Here is a 16,055-nt window from a genome sequence, read left to right on the forward strand (position 1 = left end):
AAAAGGAGAAATCTTATGAGAACAGCAGAATTACGGATGAAGGAAGAAACTGCAGTAGCTAGAAAAGAAGGTCGAGAAGAAGGCGATAAAAATACAGTGAAAGTGCTAGCTGCCACAATCCAAGATTTACGGCCAGAGATTAATGAATCAGACTTGTTTAAGCAAATAAAGAAATCAGTTGGTCCAGACTTCAGCCTCAGTGATGGTAAAATTCGAGAAATAATTCATCAGAATTTGAAGTAAGCTACGAGGAGAAATTATATGATTACAGCAAAGCTACATTCCGTTGAGGGAAGCAGCTTTGCTGTTTTAATATAAAAGTTATAAATTTCCTACATCCCTTCATTTTTTACCTGAAAATATTTACACTTAAAGTAGTAAATAGCTAAAGGAGAATAGTTATGGCTAACTATCGCAGTGTTTTTGATATTATTGGTCCCGTTATGGTTGGACCATCTAGTTCACATACAGCAGGAGCAGTTGCAATTGGAAATGCTGCACGTCTAATTTTTCAAAAAACTCCTAAAAAAGTAATAGTTCATTATTATGAATCTTTTGCAAAAACGCATCGCGGTCATGGAACTGATTTTGCAATTGCAGGTGGACTGTTAGGGATGGCTCCAGATGATGAGCGGATTCCAAAAGCACCAGAAATGGTTGCTAAAGCAGGAATTAAGTTGCGTTTTGTTGAAGAAGAAGGACCAAGTCCAATTAATCACCCTAATACTGCAATTATTGATTTATCAGATGGTGAAAAGCAAATTACAGTTGGGGGATGCTCAATTGGTGGTGGAACAATTGAAATTCGCTTAATCGAGTTACAAGGCTGTAAAATGAACTTAACTGGACCACTGCCGATGGTTTTATATCAATCAAATGAAAAAAATAATCCTTTAGTTAGTCAATTAAATGAATTATTAGATCAAGAAGCAGGTTTACAAAAATTACAAAAATGGCCAGTAGCTAATGGTGAATTATATGAATTTGATATTGAAAAATATCTAGCACCTGAGACTTTAGCCTCGCTGCAAGAAAAATTTAAAGGGATAATTTATTTAAAGTAGGAAAGATTATGTTTGATAGTGTTAAAGAAATTGTTGACACAGCTAACAAAACTGGCAAGGCAATTTCTGAATTAATAATTGAAGATGAAATCAAAACTTCAGGTTTATCGCGAGCAGAAATATGGAAGAAGATGCAATTCAATCTTCAAACCATGCAAAAAGCCGTCAAAAGAGGTGAATCTGGTAAGGGGGTAATGTCTTCAACTGGCTTAACTGGTGGTGAAGCCGTAAAAGTGGCTAAGTATCGCCAAACCCATAAGACCTTGTCCGGTGATACTATGATGGGAGCCGTGCAAGCAGCGATGGCAACTAATGAAGTAAATGCTGCTTTAGGGATTATTTGTGCAACCCCAACAGCTGGTTCATCTGGTACTTTGCCAGGGGTAATTGCTTCTTTAGAAAAGCGACTTAATTTAGATGAAGATGCTTTAGTACGTTTTTTATTTACAGCTGGTGGTTTTGGTTTAGTAATTGCTAATCACGCAGGAATCGCTGGTGCAACTGGAGGCTGCCAAGCGGAAGTAGGTAGTGCTTCAGCAATGGGAGCAGCGGCGGCAGTTGAAGCTGCAGGTGGAACGCCCCAACAATGCGCTGAAGCCTTATCGATTGCAATTAGTAATTTGTTGGGCTTGGTTTGTGATCCGATTGCTGGTTTAGTTGAAGTTCCATGTGTCAAGCGTAACGCTATTGGAGCAGCGAATGCTTTGGTTTCGGCTGACTTAGCTTTGGCAGGATGTGTAAGTGTAATTCCAGCAGATGAATGTATCATGGCCCTTGATAAGGTAGGTAAGTCAATGCCAGCTGCTTTGCGTGAAACGGGAATTGGCGGTTTAGCTGGGACTCCTACTGGGCAAGCAATTAAGGCTAAGATTTTTGGTAAAGATGCCTAGTGGTGAAGAAAATGAGAGCACCAGAAGTTATTAAAGATGAAATTATTAAGCAACTAACGACTGTTGTTGACCCTGAATTAGGAATTGATATTGTTAATATGGGTTTTGTCTATAGTATTGACTTAGATGAAGATGGTATTTGTTTAGTTGAATTAACACTAGAGATTTTAGGTTGCCCCTTAGAAATTGTTTTAGCAAAGATGATTAAAGAGGTATTAGTAAAAATACCTGAAGTTAAAAATGTCGACGTTGAATTTAGGACACAGCCTAGGTGGACGAAAGAGCGGATGTCAGATTACGCTAAATTTGCCTTAGGTGTGAGTTAATATTAGCAACACAAAAAGAGAATCCGTTAGGATTCTCTTTTTTACATCTGTTCAAGTCGCTTAATTCGTTCACTTGTAGGTGGGTGAGTGTCAAATAAACTGCTGTGTTCTTTCTTTACCGGATCTTCAATATAAAGGGCCCGGCTACTAGAACTTACATTTTCCATGGGTTGACTATTTTCAATCTTTTTTAAAGCAGAAATTAAGCCATGAGGATTTCTAGTTAATTCAACACTTCCAGCATCAGCTAAGTATTCCCGGTTTCGTGAAAGAGCTAAATTAATCAAAGTAGCAGCCAAAGGTGCTAACAAAATTGTGATTACGAAGAGTACGATTTTAATGATTTCTAAGTTCTTGTTGTCATTATCATCGTCATCTCTATCTCGTCTGCTACCACCAAACCAGAATAAGTAACGCGAAGTAAAGTCGGTTAATAGAGTAATCACGGTTAACATTGCAATCGCAATAGTGGATACCAAAATATCATAATTGCGGACGTGAGAAAGTTCGTGACCAAGTACCCCTTCAAGCTCTTCTCGGTTCATCATCTCAAGTAAGCCGCGTGTTACAGCAACACTAGCATGTTCAGGATCTCGTCCTGTCGCAAAAGCGTTAGGACTAGCATCGTCGATAATATAAACTCGAGGCATTGGAACTCGAGCAACCATTGCCATATCTTCAACGATATGCCAAAGTTCTGGATTGTCTTGTTCCTGAATTTCTTCGGCGTTATTCATGCTCATAACTAATTGAGCAGGATCGTGCAAAACAATTGCCAAATAGATACCTGTTCCAATTACAGCAATAATTATTCCAGCTATCATGCTATCAGCGACAAAGTAGCCAACAGCTGCGCCAACTAAAGCTAAAATTAAAACAAAAATTGTTAGAATCAGAGCAGTTCTACGTTTATTTCTTGAAATTTGCTCAAATAGCATAGGCTAGTCCTTAAATGAAACTTTTGGAGCTTCCTTTTCAGCTTCTGGAGTTACTAAATATTCAACCTTAGTGAAGTGGTGAATACCAGCCACAATATTTGAAGGGAAGGTTAAAAGCTTACGATCATAAAGAGCTGCACTTGAGTTATAAAGTTGGCGAGAATATGCAATTTTATTTTCAGTATTAGTAAGTTCTTCCATTAACTTGCTAAATTCTTGGTTAGCTTTTAAATCTGGGTAAGCTTCACGTAAAGCAAAGATACTCTTTAAAGAATCGGTAATTTGGTTTGAAACCTTCATCTTTTCTTCGTGATCATCTGCTGGCACTTGAGTTAATTGGTTTCTTAATTCAACGATTTGGCTCAAAGTTTCTTTTTCATGAGCAGCATAACCCTTAACAGTTTCGACCAAGTTAGGAATCAAATCATTTCTCCGCTTTAATTGCACGTCAATTTGACTCCATGATTCTTCAGTATAAACTTTGGCATTTTGCAAGCCGTTATAAGTCAAAATATAAATTATTACTAGCAAAACTATAATAGCTAAAATAATCCAAATTGCCATAATATAATCTCCTTAATCTTTTAATACTTAGTTTTAATTGTATTAATAACGCTTTTCTTTTACAAGAAAAAAGAGTGGTTAGCACCACTCCTTAACTTAAATATTAAAACTAATGATAATCCAGCCAACAATGGTTAAAATAATAAGTCCGGCAAATTGCATTAAGGTCCAATGCAAGAAGAACTTGCGCTTACTATGGCTAGCATGTTGGTTGAAAGTCTTAAGTACTAGCATATTTGCCATTGAACCAACAACAGATCCAAAACCACCGATATTTGAGCCTAACAGTAAAGCTTTGGCGAAATTAGTAAACTTCCCAACTAGGATAGTTGAAGGTACATTACTGATAAACTGGCTAGAAATAATTGAAGTTAGATAAGTTGAACCTTCAGAATAAACTGTCATGTGAATCAATCCGACAATTGAAGGAATTTGTTGGATATCACTGATGAAGACAAAGAATAAAGTAAAGGTTAATAGTAAAGCATAGTCTAGCTTTAACAAAATTCTTGGATTAATGAGCAAAGCTAATAATAAAGCTGCAATCATTGGTAAATAAATTGGTACGATGGAAAAGACACCAAAGAAGAAGAAAATGAACACAGCGGTTGTTAGCATGGTCATCCGCCAATTTACATGGATAGCCTGCGTTTCAGCAACAGGAATTGCAGTTTTAGGTAAAAAGAAAAAGACACATAGAAGCAATAAGACAGAAATTATTAAATAAGGCGTTGACCAAGAAAAGAAAGTGTCAACAGCGACGTGATAATTGCTGACAATAAAGATATTGTGCGGGTTACCCCAAGGAGTAAATGAAGCTCCAATATTTGCACCCATTCCGATTAAAGTGGCGGGGACAATTTCTGGTAGTGAGTATTTTTTAGCTATATTTAAATATAGAGGGATTAAAGTTAAAACAGTAATATCATTTCCTAAAAACATACCAGAGAGAACAGATAAAAGGGTAAACATTAAAGTAAGTTTACGAGTATTATCTGCCAGTTTTGTTAATTTATATGCTAAAATATCCAAAACATGCAAATATGAATATATTTGGATTAAGCAGAGCATGGCTGTTACGGAATAAAGTGTATGGAAATTAATGTCAGCTATTTTTGGACGCGCAAAAAATAAGCTAACAATAGTAACAACTAAAGTTATTTGAAAAATTCTATCTTTAACAATATTTTTTAAGACGGTCATTTGGTGGTCCCCCTCACACTTAATCGTCTAAAAATCACCATTTTTTATTGTGAGCCATTTTTACACCGCTTGCAATGGTTTTTCAAAAATTTTATTAAAATAAAGATGTGAGCAAATTGTTTGAATTCAGTTTTTGTAATTGCTAACATTTAGTTAGTAATTCAGGTAAGTATAAAGGGAGGAATTACAATGACTGATTTAAAAACTATTTCAATTAATGTTAAGGATGAAGCAAAAGCTATTATTGCTAAGCACGTTAAGCCTGGACAAGTTGTTTTACTTACTTTAGATGACGGTTCTAATAAGTATTCAACTCAAGGTGGTACTTGTACAATTGGGGCAGATTTCCAATTAGTAGTAGTTGACAAGCAAGATCCAGCATACGATATTGTTTTAGAAAATAATGCTGGTTTTGAAATGTATACTTCAAGTGATGAAATGGCCTTCTTAACAGATGGATTAGTTTTAAACGCCCGCAATGCCTTAATTAGCTTAAGTGATAATAGTGGCATTATTGATGGTGCAGTTAGTGTAAATGAATATCATCCTCATGCTTTAACAGCTGAAGAAATGAAAGCTGGAAAGACTTGCTAAAATAACTCTTCCTATGTTAGAATTATATAGATTTTCGAAAATCTGAAAGGAAGAATAGACATGTCAAGAAACATTCACACTGGGATTAACCCACACCGTCGTCCTCGTAACGCTGCTAACTCAAAGAAGCGTGTTGCTCACGCAGCAGCAGTTGTAGCATACCTTAACAAGGCTGCTAAGGACGAAAACAAGTAAGAATTTAAATAAAGACTACTAGGATATTTGTTCTAGTAGTCTTTTTTTATAGCTTTTTACATTCGCATTTGCATTTAATTTTTTTATTTGGTATGATAGTAAAAATTTTTAGTCAAATTTAAGTAAGGGAGGAAAATAAATAATGGGTTTACACGCATATTTACAAGGGTTATCAAGTTTGGAGTCAATTGACAGAGCACCGGGCTACTTTAAATATCAACACCATTCAGTTGCTGCACACTGCTTTAGAACAGCTGAATTTGCCCAAATGATGGGAGATATTGAAGAAGTATATGGTGATCAAGAAGTTAATTGGAAGGCCCTTTACGAAAAGAGTTTAAACCATGACTATACTGAACGTTTCATTGGGGATATTAAGACCCCAGTTAAATACGCAACACCGCAAATGCGTAAATTAGTTGGCGATGTTGAAGAAGCCATGACTAATGAATTCATCAAACATGAAATTCCAGCAGAATTTCAAGAAATCTACCGCAAACGTCTAAGTGAAGCAAAAGATGACACTTTAGAAGGTAAAATTTTGTCAGTTTGTGATAAGCTAGACTTAATGTATGAAGCATATGGTGAAATTGAATTAGGTAATCCTAATCCAGTTTATATGCAGATGTTCAAAGAAAGCTTAGAAACAATAAAAGAATTTGACGATTTAGCATGTGTTAAATACTTCATCAAAAAGATTTTGCCAGACTTATTTAAGGGTGATTTTGCTGGTGCAGTAAAGATGCAAAAAATCGCCTTTAGCATTTTGGTGGAGGAAAACTAGTGAGGCTTCAGTGTGAAAGTTGTGGACTAAGATTAGCTTCTTTTCATTTCAAAGAAAAAGGGTTAATGAATCCTAAATTACGGAGTATTTGTGATATTTGTCTTGAGCGTAATTTAAATCCTGAAGACTACGCAAATGAAGTTATTGCAACTTTTGCACAGGCACTTTTATATGGCTATCGTGGTAAAGAAGGCACAGGCGAACATAACTTTATTGTTAAAAGTCAAAAGCAGAGAAAAGCTTATGAAGCCTTTATGCAAGACTTCGATAGTAATGAAGTAGCCAGTGGTCAAATAGACCGTAGCGAATTAAATCAAGCCATCATTAAAAGTGAAGACGGCGAACTTGATTTTGTCCCCCAAGCTGGAATTGAGTTTAGTCGTAATCTTATTGGGCTAGGCTTAAATGTTAATTTCCAACTTAATGAAGTTGATTATATTAATCGCGAGCGTATTCGGGCTAAATACAAGTATATTTGTCAATATTGTGGTCGCCCTGGCCGCAGTGTGGATCATAAAGATCCAGTATCTTTGTCACATAATAACGACTTAGATAATTTAATTTTGTCATGTAGTGAATGCAATCGCATCAAATCAGACATGCCTTATGACTTATTTGTAAAGTTAAATAAGCAGGTTGAAGACTTGAATAAAAAACTAGTTCGCTATGATGCTAGTTTAAGAACTTTAAAAGAAGAATTCGAACATCGTCGCCGTTATTTAGCTGCACAGGTGCATTTAAGAGGGGTAGTGAATGATCCGGAATTAAATGCGATTAGAAAAGAAAATAAAAGGCTGCAAGATGCAATTGATAGCTTAGAAAGTGATTATGACGCTATTAGGCACTTGAGAGAAAATCACTTTACTACTGGCTGGAAGTTAGCTTTAGTAGCTAAGAAAGATGATATTGTATAAAAGATATCCATTTGGATATCTTTTTTCTTTTGGCTTAGTTTGTGAATATTATTTATTTGCATAGTATAATAAACTGTTAAGTATTAAATTTATCTGTAAAAAGGGAGATGGTATTTATGGCTACTATGAAAGATGTTGCACGCGAAGCTGGTGTTGCTTTGGGGTCAGTTTCAAGAGTTATTAATCACGCTCCTGGTGTTAAGCAAAAGACAATTGATAAAGTTAATGCAGCTATCAAAAAGCTAAACTATGTTCCAGATGAATATGCAAGAGGCTTAAAAGTTAAATCTTCAAAGACTGTGGCGCTTATTTTACCTTCAATTTGGAACTTGTTTTTTGCGGAATTTGCTTATTATGTAGAAAAATATTTAGCAGAAAAAAATTATAAATTGCTACTTTGCAATTATTCTAATAATCCTAAGGCAGAACAGCATTATATTAAAATGGCTAAACAAAACAAGATTGATGCCATTATTTGCATCACATATGATGATTTGGATAAATATTTCTATGCTGGTATTCCCTTGGTATCAATTGATCGATATTTTGAACAAAAAATTTCTTATGTTACTTCGGAAAATTATGAAGGTGGCAGATTAGCTGCTGAAGAATTGCTGAAACATGGAGTGAAACACCCAGCCTTTATTGGTACTTATAACCATAATCCTAGTGATGTAATGAAACGTCATAAGGGTTTTGCAGAATATTTGTCAGAACAAGGATATGAATTTGCAGATGTTTATTTGCTAGAACCAGTGACAAAAGAAAAGGAAGAAACAGAGCTATTTAAGTTGCTAGATAAAAATCCTGAAATTGATGGGATTTTCTGTAATACTGATAGTTTGTTACTAGATGTTAAAAATTGGTTAGCGCAACGAGAGATTTCCGTACCAGAGCAAATTCAGTTAATTGGCTATGATGGGATAAAGCCAGATTTTAATTCTGAATTAGGGATTTCGACAATTAGACAGCCACTCCCAGAAATGGCAAAATGCGCAGTAGAAATGGTTATCGAAAAAGTAGAGCAACATAGGGATGAACAAAGGATTGAGCGTTTCCCAGTAAGCTATATTGAAGGTAATACCACAAAAAATATTTGACAGCGTTTACACACGCTGTTATTATTTGAATTGTAAATGAAACGTTTCAATTTTAAAATGAAACAGGAGATACAAAAATGAAGAAGTTTTGGAAAACAAGTCTTGCAACTATAGCCTGCATGGCTGGATTATCACTTGCTGGGTGTTCAAGTCAAAAAGCCCAAAATCAAAATACAGTTACTATGTGGGTCCACGTTTCTAAAGATGACCCTGAAGGAAAAGCTTTATCTAAGAATATTTCTATTTTTAATAAGACAAATAAACATGGCTACAAAGCTAAAGTAGAATTTATTCCACGTTCTAGTTCTGGTGGTGGCTATGAAGACAAGATTAATGCGGCTGTTAATTCAGGTTCATTACCAGATGTTTTAACTTTGGACGGTCCAAATACTGCTGCATATGCACATTCAAAGATTATTCAACCAATTGATAAGTACATTACTAATAAATCAGACTTATTACCAAGTATTGTTAAACAAGGTACTTATAAAGGTAAACTTTATGCAGTTGGCTATCAAGAATCATCTGTCGGAATTTACTACAACAAGAAGTTATTTAAGAAAGCCGGCATTTCTGATTCAGAATTACCAACTTTAAACAAACCTTGGACTTGGGATCAATTCTTAAGTATTTGTAAGAGATTAAAGAATAAGTTACACACTACACCATTTAACATGAACTTAAATGATCGCTCTGAATGGTCAATTTATGCTTTTGCTCCATTTGTATGGTCAGCAAATGGTGATATTGTAAACAGTTCATCAACTAAATCAACCGGTTACTTTGATTCAGCCAAGACTGCTAGTGCCTTTAAGTTTATCCAAGAATTGGTAAAGAAGGGCTACACTACTTTGAGTCCTAAAGATAAAGGATTTGAAACTGGTAAGTACCCAATGTTTTTAACTGGTGCATGGGAAATTCAATCTTTGAAGACTCAATATAAGTCACTTGATTGGGACGTTTTACCATACCCTGTATCACCTGAAACTAAGAAGCTTGTTTCTCCTACTGGCTCATGGCAATATGCAATGAGTGCAACTGCTAAGAATAAGAAGGCTGCAGGTGCCTTAGTTAACTTCTTAGCAAGTAAAGAAGGAAGCTACAATACTGATAAAGCTCTAGGTGTTCTTCCATCAAGAAAGTCAAATATTGCTAGAATTTCTAAGAATGCCGATAGCGCTATGAAATTCTTAATTGAACAAAATGAACAATCAGGTCATGCAAGACCAATTATTGTTAACTACCCACAAATTTCACGTACTTTTGCTGAAACTGTTCAAGATGTAACACTTTACCAAAAGAATCCTAATGTTGAAAAGGTATTGAAGAAGCAAGCTAAAGCAATGCAAAAATACCTTAAGTAGTTTAGAGGGGATTTTTAGATATGAAAAATAAAGTTTTGCGAAATCAAATTGGTTGGCTATTTGTCCTACCCGCAATCCTCTTATTGCTGATTTTTCTTATCATTCCTTTTGCTATGTCAATTAGCTATTCTTTCACTGATTACAATATTTTGAATCCAGATGCAAAAAAGTTCGTTGGTTTAGCAAATTATATTCAAACCTTTAAAGATGGAATTTTTCTTCAAAGTCTTAGAAATATAGCTCAATTCGTTGTCTTTATTATTCCAATTCAACTTGGGCTGGCTTTAGGATTGGCACTTATTGTTAATAAAAAGAGACCATTTAATCTCTTTTACAAAATTGCATTTTTTGCTCCAGTAGTTGTTTCATTAACCGTCACCTCGGTTTTGTGGCTCTATATTGTTAACCCTGAACAAGGGCTCTTAAATAGTTTACTTAAGATTATTCATATAGCTCCACAGCCATTCTTAACTTCTACTAAGCAAGCGATGTATGTAATTATTGGGATTTCCGCCTGGCAAGGTGCTGGTTACCAGATGTTAATCTTTTTGGCAGGATTGCAAGACATACCTGAATCCCTTTATGAAGCAGCAGAATTAGATGGTGCAAGTAAATGGAAGAAGTTCCTTTATATTACCTTGCCCGGTCTAAAACCAACAACAGTAATGATTCTGACTACTACCTTAATTTCGGCTTTGAACCTAATGACACAATCAATGGTTATGACCCAAGGTGGACCTGAATATTCAACTATGACTCCGATTTACTATATTTATCGGACAGGCTTTACTGATCGTCAATTAGGTTATGCTTCTGCTGTTAGTGTCATTTATGGATTAATTATCATTGTTTTAACAGTCATTCAAAGACGTATTACTAATAGAAAGGAAAAATAAAGATGAGCAGAAAAAAAGCAAATTTGATTTTTTCCACTTTCTTAATTATGATGCTAGCTCTATTCTTTATCTTCCCTTTAGTCTGGATGATTGCATCATCTTTAAAGCAAGAAAAAGATATTTATTCTCAAATGACTAGCATATTCGCATTTTTGCCTTCTACCAATCCTAAAGATTGGGGCGTGGCATATCAGCAATTATTTAGTCGATTCCCCATTTTTAGATATATTTTGAACTCTGTTGTCTATGCAATTTCATTAACTGCAGGTTCATTAATTGTCAACTCACTAGCTGGTTATGCTTTTGCTAAATTTGATTTTTGGGGCAAAAAAGCCTTGTTTGCCTTTTTGATTTCATTAATGGTAATTCCTGGTGCGACATTGTTAATTCAGCAATTCCAAGTTGCAAAGCAATTAGGTATTTTAAATACTATGCTGGCAGTTATTTTGCCAGGGATGTCTAGCCCATTTGCAATTTACATGTTTAGAAATGCGTTTGAAGCAATTCCAGCTAATGTAAGCGAGGCAGCGGAAATAGAAGGCGCTGGTAGCTTTAGAATCTTTTGGAGCGTATTATTACCAATGGCTAAGCCAACTATTGCAACTATTGGTACTTTATCCTTTATCGGAAGCTGGAATGACTATGTTTGGCCATTGATGGTTTTGAATGATTCTAACCAATTCCCATTACAAGTGGCAATAACAAATATTAACAATACACAACCTGTATATATGAACCAAGTGATGGCTTTATTGGCTATTTCTACTATTCCTTTGATTTTAGTATATGCTTTCTTCCAAAAGTACTTAGTCCAAGGATTAGGTTCAACAGGTAATGGAGATAAGTAATGAAAGCAAATGATTTTCTTTTTGAAAAAGTAAGAGCATTAGAAAAAGATGGTGCAAGACCTAATCTGCATTTCACTCCTTTGTTTGGATGGCTTAATGATCCTAATGGCTTGATTTATTACAATGGAATGTATCATTTATTTTATCAATATAACCCTTTCAAAAATCAGTGGGGTAATATTCACTGGGGACATGCAATTAGTCGAGATTTGCAAACATGGAATGATATGCCGGTAGCACTTGAACCAAGTGAGAGCTATGACAAAGATGGTGTCTTTTCTGGATCTGCAATTGTTAAAGACGACCAATTATATGTTCTTTATACTGGCCATTCAGTTGATGCTAAAGGACAAGCACATGAAACGCAATGTCTAGCTTATTCTAAAGATGGTGTTACTTTCCAAAAGTATGATCAAAATCCAGTTATAGATCTAGATGCTATTCCTGGAATTGAACCTGAGAATTTTAGAGATCCTAAAGTTATTCAACAAAATGGTAAGTACTATCTATTTTTAGCTGCTGGAATTCAAAAACATGGTAATATTGTTCTATTTGAATCTGATGATTTAAAGCATTGGACTTACAAGGGCAATGTCTTTAAAGACTTCAGTAAGCTAGGAATAATGACTGAATGTCCAGATTTTTACTCAATTGGTGACAAAGACATTCTTACATTTTGCGTTATTTGGGGAGAATCAAAGCGCAGTCAGGTATATCTTGCTGAAGGTAAGATGGATTGGGACCAAGCTGAATTTACTTGCGATAAATTTATGGCTTTAGATGGTAATGCTGATATTTATGCAACTCAATCATTTAATTATGAGGGTAGCAGGGTACTAATTTCTTGGTTCAGAAGTATGGAAAATGAAACATATTTGGCAGATACTAATCACCAATGGAATGGAATGATGACCATTCCTAGATATCTTGAATTGGCTGAAGATGGCAAAAAAGTTATTCAAAAGCCATTTGGTGTATTTAAAACGGAAAAAATAAAGGCTATTCAATCAATAAAAAATCAAACACCAAGAATTCAGGGTATCTTTGAATTAGGTTCACAATATCTGTTCCAAGGAAAAGATGGAGAGGTCAAAATTAAGCGTATTAATGATGAAAATGAATACGTGATAACAGTTCATTCTCCAGCTTTTAAGAAAGAATATCACTGGCAAGCAGATAGTAAAGAGTTAAGTTTGATTTTTGATAATTCAACTTTAGAAATTTTTGCTAAAGAAAAAACTTTCAGTATTGTTACTTTGATACAAGGAAGAGAGTGTGAGGGATAGTGATGGCTACAATAGATTTAGATCATATTTACAAGAGATATGATAAAGCAGAAAATTATTCTGTAACTGACTTTGATTTACACATTAAAGATAATGAATTTATTGTCTTTGTTGGACCTTCAGGTTGTGGTAAATCAACCACTTTAAGAATGATTGCTGGACTTGAAGATATTACCAAAGGAACTTTGAAAATTAACGGCAAAGTTGTTAATGATGTGGCTCCAAAAAATAGAGACATTGCGATGGTTTTTCAAAATTATGCCTTGTATCCTCATATGACCGTCTTTGAAAATATGGCATTTGGATTAAAGATTCGTAAGGTAGATAAGGCAACAATTAACAAGAAAGTTACTGATGCTGCTAAAGTATTGGGACTTGAAGCATATTTAAAGCGTAAACCAGCTGATTTGTCCGGTGGTCAAAGACAGAGAGTTGCTTTAGGACGCGCAATTGTGCGGGATGCTCCAATCTTTTTAATGGATGAGCCATTATCAAACTTGGATGCGAAGCTTAGAGTTTCTATGAGAGCAGAAATTGCTAAAATACACCAAGATCTTAAGACTACAACCATCTATGTTACTCACGACCAAGTAGAAGCTATGACTTTAGCAGATCGAATTGTTGTTATGAAAGATGGTAAAATTCAACAAGTTGGAAGCCCACTAGAAATTTATCGTCATCCTGCAAATAAGTTTGTTGCTGGCTTTATTGGCGCACCTGCTATGAACTTCTTTAACTGCCAGCTAGAAAAGGGGAAAGTCGTTTTAAACAATGCCTTTTCAATTCCTATTCCAGAAGGTATTTATAAGCAATTAGCTGAGAAAGGCTATGAAGGAAATGAAGTTATTTTAGGAATAAGACCAGAGGATATGCATTCTGAAGAATTATTCTTAAATACCTTTCCTGAAAATACTGTTTCAGCAAAAGTAGTCGTTTCTGAATTGCTCGGTTCTGAAACTCAGTTGTACTGTAAAATAGGTGATTTTGAATTAGTATCAAAAGTGGATGCTCGTGATTTTGTAAAACCAGGAGCTACTATTAAGTTAGGATTTGATTTGAATAAGGCTTCATTCTTTGATGCAAAAACTGAAGATAATATTTTATAAGTAAATTAAAAAACGAAATATAATAACCCGTACAAAAAGAGATATCTGAAGGATATCTCTTTTTACTTCGCAAAATTTCTATGTTTTAATTCTTATTACTGTAGCTTTACAGTTATTAGGATAAAGTTACTATCAGTTTTTTAGTTATCGTGTATTGATTACCATTGTTACTTATTTTGCATGTGAAAATAAATTTAAGCTTGCAATGAAAGCTAATGCATAGGATATACTTTATTTAATAACTTAATAAAAGAAAGGTAAAAAACAATGAACGACGAAAAATTTATGCAAGAAGCGATTGAATTATCTAAAAAAGCTGTAGAACATGGCAATGAACCATTTGGAGCAGTACTAGTTAAAGATAATGAAGTTGTATTCACCAATGAAAATCAAATTTTTACTGCCAATGATCCTACTTTTCACGCAGAAACAGGCTTAATTCGTCGTTTTTGTACCTCAACAGGAATTACTAATTTAAGTGAATATACTTTATATACATCTTGTGAACCATGTTTTATGTGTTCTGGTGCCATGGTTTGGTCAAAATTAGGGAGAATGGTTTATGCGGCAAGCAATGATGACTTAGAAATGACCATGGGAAAACATGGCTCAAATTGTAGCAAAATCGTTTTTGAAAATTCAAACAATGCGCCTACTGTTACTAGTGGCGTTTTACGTGGAGAAAGCGTTGCTGTTTTAAAGTCATATTTTGGCAAATAAAATTTTACTAACAAAGAAAAATACACCATATCTGGTGTATTTTTTTATATGTGAAAAAAAAGCACCATCAACATTGATGGTGCTTGGTGCTCTAGGCACTCGTGAATAAATTAGGGGATCTATGTCCCGCGTACCTTCATTATATACGAGATAATTATGTTTTGTCTAGATATAGCTTTGCAATCTCTAAACTTAAATCTTTCATTTGCTTTTCTGTTAATTTTATTTTCCCAGAAGGATCAAATTTATTAATTTTGGTAATTCTTAATTTGCTAATTGTAGTAATATCAGTAAGTCTTACGTAAGAACTTTTATTAAAATCTTGATAAATATAAGCAACCTTAGAAATTTGATTAATATCTTCTGCTAATATTTCTGCCTCTTGCTTTAAGTTTTCTTGTTGAATCCTGGGGATTTGATCATTAATTTTTTTAATTTGAGAGTTCAACAAAGTTACCGTTTGATTAAAAATATCTTTCCCAAGACAATATCGATTAATACCAGGTTTTGAAGTTAATGGTAGAACGGTAAGTGTGTTTTTTCGAGAACTGTCATTTTTATCAAGAACGATAGCAAAGTGTGTAAATGAAAATTCACTACCGGGATTGATACCAAAATTAACACGAATTACTGTACCTCTTTTAAAGTGATAATAATGTGTAGGTAATTTTTTATCTTTTTCAAATATATATTGTTTAGATACAAAATTTAGCCAGTAAGGCAATTTTTTAAATTTAGTTATAGTAGAGTTGCACAAAATCTCAAATCGTTAGTTAACTTGATTCAATATTTCATTTTTATTTTGCAATGAATTTCATCCTTTGCTATAGCTGCTAATTAATTATCAAACTGGATAATATTATAATAATTGATTTTATCAAATCGAACATATGATTGCTATAGTATAAAATGAAATAAATTCATTATTTTGTAAGTACCCAGGAAAACTATCTAAATTATCAGCTTCGGTAATTTTTCGGATAACTTTACCTGGCCCTTGCATAAGTGCATTTTTATAATGAAATTATACTTCAAAAGCTTGGTATAATGTTGTTATAACTGTTGAAGGAGTTTAAGATGGAATTCATTAAAAAATATGCCTTTTGGGTAGGAGAATTAGCTATTTTATTAGCTTGCTTAATTTGGTATGGCGTAAGTGGTCATAATTTACAAAGCACTTTGCTGAATTCAGTTGCAATCACTGTATTAGCCGGGTTAGTTATTAAGTTAATCAACCGCAAAAAATAAGCTAGGAAGAATCCT

General features: G+C 34.3%; 20 protein-coding genes. 16 read left to right on the forward strand and 4 right to left on the reverse strand.

What is annotated here, in order from left to right; all coding sequences use genetic code 11:
- The first annotated feature begins 15 nt into the window (after window positions 1–15).
- The 4 genes from H628_RS0103125 to H628_RS0103140 all read left to right on the forward strand — a co-directional run bounded on the left by H628_RS0103125 (window position 16) and on the right by H628_RS0103140 (window position 2,280).
- Window positions 16–243, forward strand: a complete 228-nt coding sequence (locus H628_RS0103125; RefSeq protein WP_034538204.1) for a hypothetical protein — start codon at window positions 16–18, stop codon at window positions 241–243.
- Window positions 244–401: 158 nt separating this feature from the next.
- Window positions 402–1,064: an L-serine ammonia-lyase, iron-sulfur-dependent subunit beta gene (gene sdaAB / locus H628_RS0103130; RefSeq protein WP_027825156.1), complete on the forward strand. Its 663-nt coding sequence runs from the start codon at window positions 402–404 to the stop codon at window positions 1,062–1,064.
- Window positions 1,065–1,072: 8 nt separating this feature from the next.
- Window positions 1,073–1,954, forward strand: coding sequence for an L-serine ammonia-lyase, iron-sulfur-dependent, subunit alpha (sdaAA, locus tag H628_RS0103135; RefSeq protein ID WP_027825157.1), 882 nt, complete (start codon window positions 1,073–1,075; stop codon window positions 1,952–1,954).
- 11 nt (window positions 1,955–1,965) lie between these two features.
- Window positions 1,966–2,280: a metal-sulfur cluster assembly factor gene (locus H628_RS0103140; protein WP_027825158.1), complete on the forward strand. Its 315-nt coding sequence runs from the start codon at window positions 1,966–1,968 to the stop codon at window positions 2,278–2,280.
- Between the two features lie 41 nt (window positions 2,281–2,321).
- On the opposite strand, the gene htpX is transcribed toward H628_RS0103140, so the two are convergent.
- The 3 genes from htpX to H628_RS0103155 all read right to left on the reverse strand — a co-directional run bounded on the left by htpX (window position 2,322) and on the right by H628_RS0103155 (window position 4,985).
- Window positions 2,322–3,218, reverse strand: coding sequence for a zinc metalloprotease HtpX (gene htpX, locus H628_RS0103145; RefSeq protein WP_027825159.1), 897 nt, complete (start codon window positions 3,216–3,218; stop codon window positions 2,322–2,324).
- 3 nt (window positions 3,219–3,221) lie between these two features.
- Complete coding sequence (locus H628_RS0103150; RefSeq protein WP_027825160.1) at window positions 3,222–3,782, reverse strand: LemA family protein; 561 nt, start codon at window positions 3,780–3,782, stop codon at window positions 3,222–3,224.
- A gap of 96 nt (window positions 3,783–3,878) precedes the next feature.
- Entirely contained in the window at window positions 3,879–4,985 is a 1,107-nt protein-coding gene (locus H628_RS0103155) for an SLC13 family permease (protein WP_027825161.1), read from the reverse strand.
- 189 nt (window positions 4,986–5,174) lie between these two features.
- Here H628_RS0103155 and H628_RS0103160 point away from each other — a divergent pair, with 189 nt between their 5' ends.
- The 11 genes from H628_RS0103160 (at window position 5,175) to H628_RS0103210 (ending at window position 14,792) form a co-directional block, all read left to right on the forward strand.
- Window positions 5,175–5,579 (forward strand): iron-sulfur cluster biosynthesis family protein, encoded by a 405-nt coding sequence (locus tag H628_RS0103160; RefSeq protein WP_027825162.1) that lies wholly within the window; start codon window positions 5,175–5,177, stop codon window positions 5,577–5,579.
- 60 nt (window positions 5,580–5,639) lie between these two features.
- Window positions 5,640–5,774: a hypothetical protein gene (locus H628_RS08015; RefSeq protein WP_006586126.1), complete on the forward strand. Its 135-nt coding sequence runs from the start codon at window positions 5,640–5,642 to the stop codon at window positions 5,772–5,774.
- A gap of 142 nt (window positions 5,775–5,916) precedes the next feature.
- A complete protein-coding gene (locus H628_RS0103170; RefSeq protein WP_006585437.1) occupies window positions 5,917–6,558 on the forward strand; it encodes a YfbR-like 5'-deoxynucleotidase in 642 nt (213 codons plus the stop codon).
- Window positions 6,558–7,472, forward strand: coding sequence for an HNH endonuclease (locus H628_RS0103175; protein WP_027825163.1), 915 nt, complete (start codon window positions 6,558–6,560; stop codon window positions 7,470–7,472). The genes H628_RS0103170 and H628_RS0103175 overlap by 1 nt, the downstream gene beginning before the upstream one ends.
- 116 nt (window positions 7,473–7,588) lie before the next feature.
- Complete coding sequence (locus tag H628_RS0103180; RefSeq protein ID WP_027825164.1) at window positions 7,589–8,572, forward strand: LacI family DNA-binding transcriptional regulator; 984 nt, start codon at window positions 7,589–7,591, stop codon at window positions 8,570–8,572.
- 77 nt (window positions 8,573–8,649) lie between these two features.
- Window positions 8,650–9,936: an ABC transporter substrate-binding protein gene (locus H628_RS0103185; protein WP_027825165.1), complete on the forward strand. Its 1,287-nt coding sequence runs from the start codon at window positions 8,650–8,652 to the stop codon at window positions 9,934–9,936.
- A 20-nt stretch (window positions 9,937–9,956) separates the two neighbouring features.
- Window positions 9,957–10,832 carry a carbohydrate ABC transporter permease gene (locus H628_RS0103190; protein WP_027825166.1) on the forward strand — a complete coding sequence of 292 codons (876 nt, stop codon included), beginning with the start codon at window positions 9,957–9,959 and terminating at the stop codon, window positions 10,830–10,832.
- A 2-nt stretch (window positions 10,833–10,834) separates the two neighbouring features.
- Window positions 10,835–11,680: a carbohydrate ABC transporter permease gene (locus H628_RS0103195; RefSeq protein ID WP_027825167.1), complete on the forward strand. Its 846-nt coding sequence runs from the start codon at window positions 10,835–10,837 to the stop codon at window positions 11,678–11,680.
- Complete coding sequence (locus H628_RS07195) at window positions 11,680–12,966, forward strand: glycoside hydrolase family 32 protein (protein ID WP_034538194.1); 1,287 nt, start codon at window positions 11,680–11,682, stop codon at window positions 12,964–12,966. Before H628_RS0103195 ends, H628_RS07195 begins: the two co-directional genes overlap by 1 nt.
- A 2-nt stretch (window positions 12,967–12,968) precedes the next feature.
- Complete coding sequence (locus H628_RS0103205) at window positions 12,969–14,072, forward strand: ABC transporter ATP-binding protein (RefSeq protein WP_027825168.1); 1,104 nt, start codon at window positions 12,969–12,971, stop codon at window positions 14,070–14,072.
- A 267-nt stretch (window positions 14,073–14,339) separates the two neighbouring features.
- The gene (locus tag H628_RS0103210; protein WP_027825169.1) at window positions 14,340–14,792 is read left to right on the forward strand and encodes a nucleoside deaminase; all 453 of its coding nucleotides are present in this window, start codon (window positions 14,340–14,342) and stop codon (window positions 14,790–14,792) included.
- 154 nt (window positions 14,793–14,946) lie between these two features.
- Here H628_RS0103210 and H628_RS0103215 read toward each other — a convergent pair whose 3' ends face one another.
- Window positions 14,947–15,549, reverse strand: a complete 603-nt coding sequence (locus H628_RS0103215) for a type II toxin-antitoxin system PemK/MazF family toxin (RefSeq protein ID WP_027825170.1) — start codon at window positions 15,547–15,549, stop codon at window positions 14,947–14,949.
- 320 nt (window positions 15,550–15,869) lie between these two features.
- Here H628_RS0103215 and H628_RS07815 point away from each other — a divergent pair, with 320 nt between their 5' ends.
- The gene (locus H628_RS07815; RefSeq protein ID WP_006585445.1) at window positions 15,870–16,040 is read left to right on the forward strand and encodes a hypothetical protein; all 171 of its coding nucleotides are present in this window, start codon (window positions 15,870–15,872) and stop codon (window positions 16,038–16,040) included.
- Window positions 16,041–16,055: the final 15 nt, after the last annotated feature.

Origin of the sequence: Lactobacillus psittaci DSM 15354, assembly GCF_000425905.1 — a bacterium.
Classification (GTDB): Bacteria; Bacillota; Bacilli; order Lactobacillales; family Lactobacillaceae; genus Lactobacillus; species Lactobacillus psittaci.